Annotated in this window: 12 protein-coding genes; 7 read left to right on the plus strand and 5 right to left on the minus strand. The window is 67.7% G+C overall.

Annotated features, from left to right (window positions below; translation table 11 throughout):
* Positions 1-112 precede the first annotated feature (112 nt).
* The 3 genes from ACYKG1_RS15485 to ACYKG1_RS15495 all read left to right on the plus strand — a co-directional run bounded on the left by ACYKG1_RS15485 (position 113) and on the right by ACYKG1_RS15495 (position 2,321).
* A complete protein-coding gene (locus ACYKG1_RS15485) occupies positions 113-1,288 on the plus strand; it encodes a thiolase family protein (protein ID WP_100473553.1) in 1,176 nt (391 codons plus the stop codon).
* A gap of 124 nt (positions 1,289-1,412) precedes the next feature.
* Positions 1,413-1,754: a hypothetical protein gene (locus ACYKG1_RS15490; RefSeq protein ID WP_049413058.1), complete on the plus strand. Its 342-nt coding sequence runs from the start codon at positions 1,413-1,415 to the stop codon at positions 1,752-1,754.
* Positions 1,755-1,910: 156 nt separating this feature from the next.
* Entirely contained in the window at positions 1,911-2,321 is a 411-nt protein-coding gene (locus ACYKG1_RS15495) for a hypothetical protein (RefSeq protein WP_478470865.1), read from the plus strand.
* Between the two features lie 279 nt (positions 2,322-2,600).
* Here the strand turns inward: ACYKG1_RS15495 and ACYKG1_RS15500 are convergent, their stop codons facing one another.
* Positions 2,601-4,238, minus strand: coding sequence for an acyl-CoA dehydrogenase family protein (locus ACYKG1_RS15500; protein WP_262228046.1), 1,638 nt, complete (start codon positions 4,236-4,238; stop codon positions 2,601-2,603).
* Between the two features lie 113 nt (positions 4,239-4,351).
* Between ACYKG1_RS15500 and ACYKG1_RS15505 the strand changes: the two genes are divergently transcribed.
* The 4 genes from ACYKG1_RS15505 to pdeM are packed head-to-tail and all read left to right on the plus strand — an operon-like array spanning position 4,352 to position 10,041.
* Complete coding sequence (locus ACYKG1_RS15505) at positions 4,352-5,350, plus strand: ligase-associated DNA damage response exonuclease (RefSeq protein ID WP_262083440.1); 999 nt, start codon at positions 4,352-4,354, stop codon at positions 5,348-5,350.
* Complete coding sequence (locus ACYKG1_RS15510) at positions 5,347-6,954, plus strand: ATP-dependent DNA ligase (RefSeq protein ID WP_478470866.1); 1,608 nt, start codon at positions 5,347-5,349, stop codon at positions 6,952-6,954. Before ACYKG1_RS15505 ends, ACYKG1_RS15510 begins: the two co-directional genes overlap by 4 nt.
* The gene (locus tag ACYKG1_RS15515; protein ID WP_478470867.1) at positions 6,951-9,410 is read left to right on the plus strand and encodes a ligase-associated DNA damage response DEXH box helicase; all 2,460 of its coding nucleotides are present in this window, start codon (positions 6,951-6,953) and stop codon (positions 9,408-9,410) included. Before ACYKG1_RS15510 ends, ACYKG1_RS15515 begins: the two co-directional genes overlap by 4 nt.
* Entirely contained in the window at positions 9,400-10,041 is a 642-nt protein-coding gene (gene pdeM / locus ACYKG1_RS15520; protein ID WP_100473559.1) for a ligase-associated DNA damage response endonuclease PdeM, read from the plus strand. The genes ACYKG1_RS15515 and pdeM overlap by 11 nt, the downstream gene beginning before the upstream one ends.
* A 1-nt stretch (position 10,042) precedes the next feature.
* Here pdeM and ACYKG1_RS15525 read toward each other — a convergent pair whose 3' ends face one another.
* The 4 genes from ACYKG1_RS15525 to ACYKG1_RS15540 form a co-directional block, all read right to left on the minus strand.
* Positions 10,043-10,312 carry a hypothetical protein gene (locus ACYKG1_RS15525; protein ID WP_100473560.1) on the minus strand — a complete coding sequence of 90 codons (270 nt, stop codon included), beginning with the start codon at positions 10,310-10,312 and terminating at the stop codon, positions 10,043-10,045.
* Between the two features lie 180 nt (positions 10,313-10,492).
* Positions 10,493-11,761, minus strand: a complete 1,269-nt coding sequence (locus ACYKG1_RS15530) for an FAD-dependent oxidoreductase (RefSeq protein WP_478470868.1) — start codon at positions 11,759-11,761, stop codon at positions 10,493-10,495.
* A 125-nt stretch (positions 11,762-11,886) separates the two neighbouring features.
* Positions 11,887-12,093 (minus strand): cold-shock protein, encoded by a 207-nt coding sequence (locus ACYKG1_RS15535; protein ID WP_005410590.1) that lies wholly within the window; start codon positions 12,091-12,093, stop codon positions 11,887-11,889.
* Positions 12,094-12,181: 88 nt separating this feature from the next.
* Positions 12,182-12,928 (minus strand): S-methyl-5'-thioinosine phosphorylase, encoded by a 747-nt coding sequence (locus ACYKG1_RS15540; protein WP_049430529.1) that lies wholly within the window; start codon positions 12,926-12,928, stop codon positions 12,182-12,184.
* Between the last annotated feature and the right edge of the window lie 23 nt (positions 12,929-12,951).

Here is a 12,951-nt window from a genome sequence, read left to right on the forward strand (position 1 = left end):
CCCCGACCCTCTATACTTGGGCCGACCCCCACGCAGTCTGCCGGGAAACCGCGTCGCTTCCAACGTCTGCGGTCTCCTTTCCGAACATTGCTCACGCATCAACGAGATTGCCATGTCCAACATCGTCATCGCCGCCGCCAAGCGCACCGCCATCGGCTCCTTCCTCGGCCAGTTCAACGGCGTGCCGACCCCCACCCTCGGCGCGGCCGTCATCGCGGCCGCCCTGGAACAGTCGGGCGTACCGGCCGGCGACGTCTCCGAAGTCCTCATGGGCTGCGTGCTGCCGGCCAACCTCGGCCAGGCGCCCGCCCGCCAGGCGGCGATCGCCGCCGGCATTCCGCTGTCGACCGGTGCCACCACCCTCAACAAGGTGTGCGGTTCGGGAATGAAGACCATCATGCTCGGCCATGACCTGATCAAGGCCGGTTCGGCCAGCATCGTGGTCGCCGGTGGCATGGAATCGATGTCCAACGCCCCGCACCTGCTGCCGAACTCGCGTACCGGCAATCGCTTCGGCAACTTCCAGGCGGTCGACCACATGGCCCACGACGGCCTGGTCAACGCCTACGACGGCAAGGCCATGGGTGAATTCGCCGAATGCGCCGTGGACAAGTACCAGTTCAGCCGCGAGGAGCAGGACGCCTACGCGATCGAATCGGTGAAGCGCGCGCAGGCCGCACAGGCCAACGGTGCGTTCGCCGACGAGATCGTCGCGGTGAAGGTGGCCACCCGCAAGGGTGATGTCGAGGTCGCCACCGACGAACAGCCGGGGCGCTCGGACATCGCCAAGATCCCGACCCTGCGCCCGGCCTTCAAGAAGGACGGCAGCGTCACCGCCGCCAGCTCCTCCAGCATCTCCGACGGCGCCGCCGCAGTGGTCCTGCTGACCGAGGAAGACGCGGCCGCACGTGGCATCACTCCGCTGGCGCGCATCGTCGGCCACGCCACCCATTCGCAGGAACCGGAGTGGTTCACCACCGCCCCGATCGGCGCGATCCACACGCTGCTGGCAAAGACAGGCTGGTCACTGGACCAGATCGACCTGTTCGAAATCAACGAAGCCTTTGCCGTGGTGGCGATGGCACCGATGCGTGAACTGGGCATCCCGCACGACAAGCTCAACGTGAATGGCGGGGCCTGCGCACTGGGCCATCCCATCGGTGCCTCCGGTGCACGCCTGGTGGTGACCCTGGTCAACGCCCTGCGCACGCGCGGTGGCAAGCGCGGCATTGCCACCTTGTGCATCGGTGGCGGCGAAGCAACGGCAATCGCCATCGAATTGATTTAAAAAGATTTAACGACGATTTCGCAAAAATGAATGCGGGATCGCTTGACACCCAATCTTGGCTTGTCATCATGTTGTCGGCGCGCAGCATGCGCGTTGCCTAATTCTAACGACGAGGATTTACACAATGAGCATCAACAAGCTGCTGGTCGCGATGTCCCTGGCTCTGGCCCTGGCCGCCTGCTCGAAGCAGGAAGCTGCCCAGGACGCCGCTGCTTCGGCCAACGAAGCCGCCACCGAAGCCCAGGCTGCTGCCGACCAGGCCGCCGCTGCCGGCGCCCAGACCGCCGACGCTGCCCAGCAGGCTGCCAACACCGCCGCCACCGCTGCTGACGCTGCGACCGATGCTGCTGCCAGCACCGCTGCTGCCGCGACCGACGCTGCTGCTGGCGAAGCCAAGGACGCTGCCAAGGCTGCCGAAGCTACCGCTGAGCAGGCCAAGGACGCTGCTGAAGAAGCCAAGAAGTAATAACTTCTTTCTTCACGCTGTTCTGGAAAAGCCGCTGGTCCGCCAGCGGCTTTTTCTTTGCACCGATGCCACCGCGTACCACTGGCATCGCGACCCCGTCTTCACAACGGCATGAATAGGCTGGCGTCCCCATCCATTGCAGTACCGGAGACCGCCATGAAGATTCGCCCGATCACCACCACCCTGCTGGCCGCCTCCCTGCTGCTGGCCCTGGCCGCCTGCAAGGGCCCGGAAGCCGAACAGGCCAAGCAGGACGCACAGCAGGCCGCTGACAGCGCTGGTGCGGCCGCCCGTGATGCGGTCGACAGGGCAGCAGAAGCCACCCGTGACGCCGCCGACAAGACCGCTGCAGCCTCCGAGCAGGCCGCCGCCGATACCCAGCAGGCACTGGACACGGCCGCAGACGCCACCGCAAACGCTGCTGACAAGGCCAAGGACGCCGCGACCGACGCCGCTGCACACGCCAGCGATGCCACCGCCAACGCCGCGCAGAAGGTGGCCGACAAGGCCCGCGACGTCGCCAATGACGCGAAGGCGAACGCGGCCAAGGAAGAAGCCAAGCACTGAGGCGTACCGCCAGCCGGGCATGGGCTCGGCGCTACAGGAAAAGCCGCGGCACTGCCGCGGCTTTTCTGTTTTTCGCTTTCCGCTTTTTCTGTTGATTCCGTGGTGGACGCGTACGGAAAGTGTTCAAGGACGCGCGGGCAGGTCGCGCAGGGCGCAAGCGCCATGGATGGCGCGCCCGAGCCTACAAGGACGTATCCACGGCGCCCCTGCGCGACCTACCCGCGCGCCCCACCCACAGTATCGGCGCCCATCACGAGGGGCACCGCCGTTGGCCGCCTCCTACGGCAGCGCGCGCACCAGCATCGCCGACAGATCCACGCCCGCCGGCAGCGTCCCGAACACCAGCCCATGGTTCCCTTCCAGCCGGCTGCGCACGAACGCTTCAGCCATCGGACTGCGCGCACGCAACAGCAGCGCGGCCTGCAACAGCAGCGCGGTGCGCTCGCAGAACAGCCGCGCCTGCGACTCATCCGGTGGTGGCGCCGCTGCCCAACGCTGCAAAGCCGCTGCATAGCGCGCATCACGATCGGCCACCGCCGCCAGTTCAGCGCGCAGCGCCGCCAGCGTCTCCGGCTCGCGCGCCAGCGCACGCAGCACGTCCAGGCACTGGATGTTGCCGCTGCCTTCCCAGATCGAATTCAACGGTGCCTGCCGGTACAACCGCGGCAGCATCGATTCCTCCACATAGCCCGCACCGCCCAGGCATTCCTGCGCTTCATTGACGAAGGCCGGCGCGCGCTTGCACAGCCAGTACTTGCCCAGCGCCGTCCCCACCCGTGCCAACGCAGCTTCGTTGGCATCCATGCCGGCCCGATCCACCGCACGTGCGATGCGCATCGACAATACCGTGGCCGCTTCCGACTCCAGTGCCAGGTCGGCCAGCACATTGGCCATCAACGGGTGCTCGACCAGCGGCTTGCCGAACGTGCGGCGATGACGTGCGTGATGCAGGGCCTGCGCCAGCGCCATGCGCATTTCCGCCGCCGCACCCAGCATGCAGTCCAGGCGGGTCATCATCACCATGCCGATGATGGTGGCCACGCCGCGTCCCTCCTCACCCACGCGCCACGCCTGCGCCCCGCAGAACTCGACTTCGCTGGAGGCATTGGCCCAGTCGCCGAGCTTGTCCTTCAAGCGCATCAGCCGGAATGCGTTGCGGTCGCCGTCAGCCAACCGGCGCGGCATCAGCAGGCAGGTCAGCCCGCCCGGCGCCTGCGCCAGCACCAGGAAGCCATCGCACATCGGCGCGGAAAAGAACCACTTGTGGCCCACCAGGCGATAGCGCTCGCCATCGATCGGTTCGGCGCGCGTGCTGTTGGCGCGCACGTCCGAACCTCCCTGCTTCTCGGTCATGCCCATGCCCAGGGTAATGCCGTCCTTGTCCGTCACCGGCACATCGCGCGGGTCATAGACCGGCGCGGCGGCCTTGCGCGCCCACTCGGCCAGATGCGGCTGCGATTGCAGCACCGCCACTGCCGCATGGGTCATGGTCAATGGGCAGCTGGTGCCCGCTTCGGCCTGGTGGTGCAGATAGCTCAGCGCCGCGCGCGCCACGTGCGCACCCGGCTGCGGCTCGTGCCAGGACAGGCCCGCCACGCCATGTTGCTTCGCTGCGCCCATCAGCTGGTGGTAGGCCGGATGGAACTCCACCGTATCGATGCGGTGGCCCTGCGCATCATGCGTGCGCAGGCGGGGTCGATCGCGGTTCGCGTCGAAGCCAAGCCGGTACAGCTCGTCACCCGCCAGCGCGCCATAGACCGCCAGTCGCGGCACGAAGCTGCCAGCGCCTTCGCGCTGCGCGGCGTCCATCAATGCCATGTCGTCAGTCCACAACTGGCGCCCCGCGAACGGCGGCGGCTGGTTGAGCACCACATGGGTTTCGTACGGCGCGTTGCTGCTGAAGCTGGGTCCACTCATCCGGTCCGTCCTGGCGGCAAGAGGTGTGCGGTTCGATTGTGCCGCATCGCCTGCCAAGCCCGTGTTCAGGCCGATTCTCACCCTGTGCACGAGCGGCCGGCCACAGTGATCACATGGCAGTCAACGACGATCTGGTGGTCCTGCGCCCCGAAGGGCTGTACTGCGCCGCCGGTGATTTCCACATCGATCCCTGGCGACCGGTAGCGCGCGCGGTCATCACCCATGGCCACGGCGATCACGCACGCCCCGGGATGGGCGAATACCACTGCAGCGACGGCAGCCTGCCGATCCTGCGCTGGCGCCTGGGCGATGTGCCGGTGCAGGCGCATGCCGAGGGCGTGCCGTTCCGCCTGGGCCAGGTGCAGGTATCGCTGCACCCGGCCGGCCATGTACTGGGGTCTTCGCAGGTGCGCATCGACGACGGGCAGCAGGTCTGGGTAGCGTCCGGCGACTACAAGCGCCAGCCTGATCCAACCTGTGCGCCATTCGAAGTGGTGCCCTGCGATACCTTCATCACCGAGGCCACCTTCGCCCTGCCGATCTACCGTTGGCCGGACACGCCCACCGTCGCTGCGGAGATCGTGGCGTGGCGCCGCGAATGCGAGCAGCGCGGCGAAGCTGCGATCCTGCTGTGCTATGCACTGGGCAAGGCGCAACGGGTGCTGGCCGAACTGCTGCCGCTGGACGATCGCCCGGCCTGGCTGCACGGTGCCATCGCCAATGGTGTGGCGGTGTACCGGCAGGCCAACGTGCCAATGCTGGAGACGCTTGCGGTGGCCGAGCAGGGTCGCCAGCCGGATGCCGCCGGCCAGTTGATCCTCGCCCCGCCCTCGGCTGCCGGCACACCGTGGATGCGCCGCTTCGGCCGCCACCAGTTGGGCTTCGCCTCGGGCTGGATGCAGCTGCGCGGCAACCGGCGTCGCCGCAACGTCGATCGTGGCTTCGTCATTTCCGATCACGCCGATTGGCCCGCACTGCTGCAGACCATCGAACAGACCGGCGCGCAGCGGGTGATCGCCACCCATGGCAATACCGATGCGTTGATTCCCTTCCTGCGCGAGCGCGGCGTGGCGGCCGAAGCCTTCCGCACCGATTTCGGGAGCGAGGAATGAAGGCTTTCGCTGCGCTCTACCAGCGCCTGGACCGCAGCACCGCCACCCTGGACAAGCGCGCAGCGCTGGTCGATTACTTCCGCCAGGCAGGCGCGCATGATGCGGCGTGGGCGCTGTACCTGCTCAGCGGTGGCAAGGTCGGTGGCGCACGCCGGAAGATCGCCGCCAGTGGCGAACTGCGCACCTGGATCGCCGAGGAATCGGGGCTGCCACCGTGGCTGGTGGAAGACAGCTATGCGCAGGTCGGTGACCTCGCCGAGACACTGACCCTGCTGCTGGATGATCCACCACAGCCTTCGCCCGACCGCCCGTTGGCCGAATGGATCGAACAGCACCTGCTGGCGGTGGCCAACCAGCCCGAAGCGGTGCGCCGTACGGCGGTCGTCGCCGGCTGGCGGCAGCTTTGCAGCGGCGAACGCCTGGTGTTCAACAAGCTGCTGACCGGCGCCTTGCGCGTCGGCGTCTCGCAGCGCCTGGTGCAGCAGGCACTGGCGGAGTGGTCCGGCCTGGACATCGCACGCATCGCCCAGCGCATGCTGGGCGAATGGGTGCCCTCGCCCGGGCTGCTGGGCCAGCTGCTGTCGCCGGATGAGCTGCCACTGGACCGGCAGCAACCCTACCCGTTCTTCCTCGCCTCGCCATTGGAAAGCGATCCTGCCGAACGCCTCGGCCCTATCGAAGATTGGCTGCTGGAATGGAAGTGGGATGGCATCCGCCTGCAGCTGCTGCGCCGGCGTGGTGAGGTCGCATTGTGGTCACGCGGCGAAGAGCGGCTGGATGGCCGCTTCCCCGAAATCGAGCAGGCGGCGATGGCGCTTCCCGATGGCTGCGTACTGGACGGCGAGCTGCTGGCCTGGGACGACGCCACCGGCCTGCCGCGTGCATTCACCGCACTGCAGACCCGCATCCAGCGCCGCAAACCCGGTGCGGCCACCCTGCGCAACACGCCGGTGCGCGTGCTCGCCTATGACCTGCTGGAACTCGATGGCGCGGACCTGCGTGAGCATCCGTTGCAGGAACGGCGTGCACGGCTTGCCGAGATCGTCGGTGCCCTGGGTGATGCACGGATCCGGCTGTCACCCGACGTTGCCGCCGAAGACTGGCCGCAGGCTGCAGCGATGCGGGAAATAGCGCGCGAACGCGGCGTGGAAGGGCTGATGCTGAAACGACGTGGCTCGCCCTACCAGGCCGGGCGACGCCGCGGCGACTGGTGGAAATGGAAGGTCGATCCGCTCACCATCGATGCGGTGCTCTTGTATGCGCAGGCCGGCCATGGGCGGCGCAGCACGCTGTATACCGACTACACGTTCGGCGTCTGGGACGGCGACGCGCTGGTACCGGTGGCCAAGGCCTATTCGGGCCTGGATGACAAGGAAATCCTCGCGCTCGACCGCTGGATCCGCGCCAACACCCGCGAGCGCTTCGGACCGGTGCGCAGCGTGCGCGCCGAACAGGTGTTCGAGCTGGGCTTCGAGGCAGTCAACCGCAGCAGCCGGCACAAGTCCGGTATCGCCGTGCGCTTTCCGCGCATCCTGCGCTGGCGCCACGACAAGCCGGCCAGCGAGGCCGATCAGCTGGCCGCCCTGCAGGCGCTGGCGCGATGAACCGCAGCCAGGCCCTGCGCCAGCTGGAAGACTGGTTCGCGTCGAAAGGCTGGCGCTCGCTGCCGTTCCAGCGCGCGATGTGGCGGCACTATCTCGCCGGCGGATCCGGGTTGCTGCACACGCCCACTGGCAGCGGCAAGACACTGGCGATGTTCGGGGGACCGCTGCTGCAGGCCATGATCGCCCCACCGCCCCCGCCCCGGCGCGCAAGCGCGGTGCGCCCACTGCAGGTGCTCTGGGTGACGCCCCTGCGCGCGTTGGCCAGCGACACCGCGCGCGCACTGCAGGCCGTGGTTGATGGGGTGGGGCTTGGATGGCGCGTCGGCCTGCGCAGTGGCGACGCCAGCAACCGCGAACGACGACAGGCGCGCGAGGGCCGCATCGACGTACTGGTCACAACGCCGGAATCGCTGGCGCTGCTGCTGAGCTATCCGGATACGCTGCAGCGCATGCGCCAGCTGCGCTGCGTGGTGGTGGACGAATGGCACGAGCTGCTGGGCAGCAAGCGTGGTGTGCTGCTGCAGTTGAACCTGGCGGTGTTGCGCGAGGCCGCGCCTGCATTGCAGCTATGGGGCCTATCGGCCACGCTGGGAAACCTGCAGGAAGCGCGCGACGTGCTGCTGCCCGGGCAGCCGGATGCACCGATCGTGCAGGGCGTGCGCCCGCGCGCAATCAGCGTGCGCAGCCTGCTGCCGGACCCCGGCGAACGTTTCCCGTGGGCCGGGCATCTCGGCCTGGCGCAGCTGCCACGCGTACTGGAGGCACTGATGCAGGCGCGCAGCAGCCTGCTGTTCACCAACACCCGTGCGCAGGCAGAACTGTGGCACCAGGCGCTGGCGGCGGTCTGGCCGGAAGACCCGGCCACGTTGGCGCTGCACCACGGCTCGCTGGATCCGGCGCTGCGCCAGGAGGTGGAAGACGGGCTGCGCGCGGGCACGCTGCGCTGCGTCGTTGCCACCTCCAGCCTCGACCTCGGCGTGGACTTCCCCGAGGTTGAACAGGTACTGCAGCTGGGCAGCCCGAAGGGCGTGGCGCGCCTGCGCCAACGCGCCGGACGTGCACGCCACCGTCCGGGTGCCAGCGGCTCGATCCTGTGCGTCCCCAGCCATGCGCTGGAGCTGGCCGAGTACGCCGCGGTGCGCCGTGCATTGGCCGAAGGCGTGGTCGAAGCACGCAGGCCACCGACGCTTTCGCTGGATGTGCTGGCCCAGCATGCGGTCAGCCGCGCTCTGGCTGGCGGCTTCGACAGCGCCGCGCTGCTGGCGCAGGTACGGCGTACCCATGCGTTCGCGTCTCTCGGCGACGATCAATGGCAGGCCGTGCTCACGTTCATCGTGCAGGGCGGCCAGGCGTTGGCCCAGTACCCCGATTTCCACAAGGTCGTGCGTGATGCCGATGGGCAGTACCGCATGCACGACCGTCGCCAGGCGCTGCGCCATCGGCTGTCGATCGGCACCATCAGCAGCGATGGCAGCGTGCGCGTGCAGTTCCTGCGCGGCGGTAGCCTGGGCGCCGTGGAAGAACAGTTCGCCAGCCGCCTGCGCCGAGGCGATCGCTTCCAGTTCGCCGGACGCCTGCTGGAGCTGGTGCAGCTGCGCGACATGACCGCCTTCGTGCGGTTGGCACGACGGCGCGGTGACGGTGTCGTGCCACGCTGGCAGGGCGGCCAGCTGCCGCTGTCGATGCCGCTCGGCCGCGAGCTGGAGTGGATCCTGTCCGGGGCCGACGACAGTGCCGAATCACGCTGGCTGTCACCCCTGCTGGCACTGCAGCAGCAGTTGTCGTCGCTTCCCGGCCCTGGCCACCTTCTGGTGGAAGAGGTGCGACGCCGCGAAGGCCAGTTCCTGTTCGTCTATCCCTTTGCCGGCCGCCACGTGCATGAGGCGCTGGCCGCCCTGCTGGCGCTGCGCTGCACCCGCCGGCAGCGCAACAGCATCGGCTATGCCGTCAATGACCATGGCCTGGTGCTGGCACCGGCACAGGCAATCGATCTGGACGCGACGCAATGGCGTGCGCTGTTCAGCCCCGATCAGCTGCTCGACGATCTGCGTGCCGCGGTGAACCTGGGCGAGCTGGCGCGCCGCCAGTTCCGTGGCATCGCACGGGTAGCTGGCCTGCTGGTACCCAGCCTGCCCGGCGGCATGCCGCGATCACTGCGCCAGCTGCAGGCCTCGGCGGGCCTGCTCTTCGACGTGCTGCGCGAGCACGATCCTGACCACCTGCTGCTGGCGCTGGCCGAGCACGAGGTGCTGCACGACAGCCTCGACCTGCCCGGGTTACAGCAGGTACTGGCAAGGATCGGCACGCAGATCCTCTCGATGCAGCGTCCATCGTCACTTACACCACTGGGCTTCCCGTTGTGGGCCGAACGCCTGCGTGGGCAGTTCAGCAACGAGGACTGGCGTACCCGCGTGCAACGCGCGGCCCAGCAGCTGGAGCGCCGCCATGGCCGATGAGCTTCCGCTGCTGCGCGCGGGCGAATCGCTGAGTCTGCTTGGCGCGCGTGCGCTGTACTGGCCCGCGCGGCAGGCGCTGTTGATCGCCGACCTGCACCTGGGCAAGGCCGATGTGTTCCGCCGCGCCGGCATCGCGCTGCCCAGTGGCGGCACTGGCGAAGACCTGCAACGCCTGCAGGAACTGCTGGACCGGCATGCCTGCCGCGAGCTGTGGATCCTGGGCGACATCCTGCATGGGCCGGCGCATCGCGCCGCGTGGCACCAGCAATGGCTGGGATGGCGCGAACGCAATACCGCACTGGACGTGCACGTCCTGCGCGGGAATCATGATCACCAGCTGCCACATGCCCAGCTGCAGGTACAGGTCCACGACGAAGTACGGCTGCAGCCGTTCCTGCTTCGCCATGAGCCGACGCCCGATGCGGAGCTGCATGTGATCGCCGGGCATCTGCATCCGCAGGTCGCCTTGGCGCCGTTGCGACGGCGCTTCCCCGCATTCTGGCTGCGCGAGAGGATGACGGTCCTTCCGGCCTTTTCCGCGTTCACCGCCGGAATCGTGCCTGTTCCCGCTCTCGGCGAACAGATGGTCGCCTGCGTGGAAAACGGCCTGGTGGAACTGCCAGTGGTTTGAATCAGGCCGGACCAATGCCCAGCTGCGGCATCAACTGGAACTCGGGCGTGTCATCTTCGCGTCGCCGCGGCAGGGCCTGGGTTGCCGCCAGCATCTCCTGCGCGCAGGCACGGATGCGTGCGTGGTGCTCCGGCGATGCATGACTGATCAGGCTGCCCACATGGAATTCAAACACGTCCTCCAGTACGTCGGGCTGGTCCTCGTGCAGCATCTGCAACAGTCCGCGCAGCTTGCAGATTTCCGATTCCAGCTCCTCGACCGCGAACAACATGGCGTCCTCCTCTTCAACAACAGGCGGCACGTCCGGGCCGCAACAGGCCGCAACGGCAGCGCCGCCCAGGCCACGCGCGATGTTGATCACGGAAATGAAAACGGGCGACGCGCAATCGCGTGCAATCTACTTTTCGCATATCCACGGTGAGGCAACCGTTAATTCACGTGACGCCGTGCTTCACGCCGTTGCCGCGGCCACGTGCGCGCGAGGTGGTTCGGCGGCGCTGGCCAGCGCGTCGATGAATGCCGGATCCAGCGCAAGCGAACCGAACCAGCCATGCTGGGTACCACTGAGCACGCGCAGCATGTGGCCACGTCCTCCGGGCAGGCGTCCCATCGGGCCGAGCAGTACGTCGCGCGCCTTCGCCCAGGCGTCACGATCGGACTGGAACAGCGGCGTCAGCCAACGGCTCCAGCGCTGGTAGACCGCAACGTGCGCCCTGCGCTGCGCCTGGTAGACCTGCAATGCAGCGGCACCGCCACCATGCGCGCGCACAGCATCACGCAGTGCCAGCGCATCGAGCAGCGCCATGTTCACGCCCTGCCCCAGCTGCGGGCTCATCGCATGTGCGGCATCACCGGCCAGCACCATGCGGCCGTGATGCCAGCGCGTCATCACAGCGTCACGGTAGACCGCGCGCGCCAGCTGGCCGGCATCATGCAGATGCGCGAAACGCGCACTGGCCTGTGGCCACAGCGCGTGCAGCTCGTCCAGCCAAGGCGCCATGCCATCGGCTTGCCAACGTTCGAAATCCGCGCGTGGCAGGCTCCAGAAGAAACTGAGGCGCGGCGTGTCATCACCGGGCCGCGTACCGACCGGCAGCAGCCCGATCATCTTGCGCGCGGCCACGTAGCGCTGGCGCAGCTCCTGCAGGTGCGGCCAGTCCTCGGCCGGCAGCAGGCACCACATCGCCCCCCAAGGATACACCCGGTCCAGCCCGGTACCGCCTTCGACCGTACTGCGCAGTGTCGAGGCGGCACCATCGGCGGCGACCACCAGATCAAACGGGCCATGCATGCGCCCGTCACTGTCGCGCAGGCGGCCCTGCGCGGCATCCACTGCGGCAATGGTGACGCCGGCATGCAGCTGGCCCGCACCCGCACGCGCCGCGTCCAGCAGCGAGAACAGCGCCCCGCGCTGCATGCCGAGGCCATGCAGCCGCGCATCCAGGCCGTCATAACGCATGTCCATCACCGCGCGTTCGCACGGGGTATCGCCATACAGGCGGTGCACCGGCGCGGCATGCGCGCGCACGGCATCAAGCAGGCCCATCTGCCACAGCACCTGCAGGCCGCTGGGTTGCAGCAGGAAGCCGGCGCCAACGGGCCCCGGCGTGGGCACGCGTTCGAAGATCTCCACCTCGTGGCCATCACGGGAGAGCAGGATGGACACTGCCTGTCCGGCGGTGCCGTAGCCGATCACGGCGATGCGCAGTCGTTCCTTCATGGCCGCATTGTGCCCGAGCGCAATTCCGGATGACCATCTGCACTCCTGCCCCCGGCAGCACAATCCTTGCCGTGACGCAAAAAAAACCCCGCCGAAGCGGGGTTTTCAACGCACTGTCGAGTGGATCACTCGGCCGGCGTGATGTTCGAAGCCTGGGCACCCTTCGGGCCCTGGGTCACGTCATAGGTGACACGCTGGCCTTCCTGCAGGCTGCGGAAGCCCTTGGAGTTGATGGCGGAGAAGTGCGCGAACACGTCGGCGCTGCCATCCTCCGGCGAGATGAAGCCAAATCCCTTGGCGTCGTTGAACCACTTGACGGTACCGTTCGGCATGGTGATGCGAGACCTTATGCAATGAATGGGTGGTGTACGCTGAACCCGCGCACAAGCTGAGTATGCAAAGCTTGCTCGGGGAAGACAATCACCCCCGCGCCAATTCGCCCACCAGTTCCGGAAGTCCGTTGCTGGCCGCCTGCACATTGGCCAGCACTTCAGCCATCGTAATCTCCTCGCCATCACCACAACCGGCGGCCCAGTTGGCGATGATCGCCAGGCAGGCGTAATCCAGCCCCAGCTCCCGCGCGAGTGCGGCTTCCGGCATGCCGGTCATGCCCACCAGATCGCAACCGTCGCGGCGCATGCGGGCGATTTCGGCGATGGTTTCCAGGCGCGGGCCCTGCGTTGCGCCATAGCAGCCACCGTCATGGACCGTGACACCGGTCACTTTGGCTGCCGCCAGAATCTTGCTGCGCAGCATCGGCGTGTACGGATGGCCGAAATCGACGTGGACCACGTCGGTGCCTTCTTCTTCACAGATCGTGCTGATGCGGCCCCAAGTATAGTCGATGATCTGGTCCGGGCAGGCCAGCACGCGCGGACCAAAGTGTTCGGTGATGCCACCGACCGTGTTCAACGCCAGCACGCGCTGCGCGCCCAGCTGCTGCAGCGCGGCCAGGTTGGCGCGGTAGTTGATCTTGTGCGGCGGCAGCGAATGCCCCTCGCCATGCCGCGCCAGGAACGCCACACGATGGCCGAGCAGCGTGCCCACCCGCACCGGGCCGGACGGGCGACCGAAACGGGTGTCGACCTCGTGGGTCTGCACGTCGTCAAGCTTGGCCAGGTTGTAGACACCGGTACCGCCAATCACGGCCAGGGCGATCTGTTGCATTCGAAGCACTCCATGAAAAGACG

The organism is Stenotrophomonas sp. 85239_Sma (assembly GCF_056481725.1).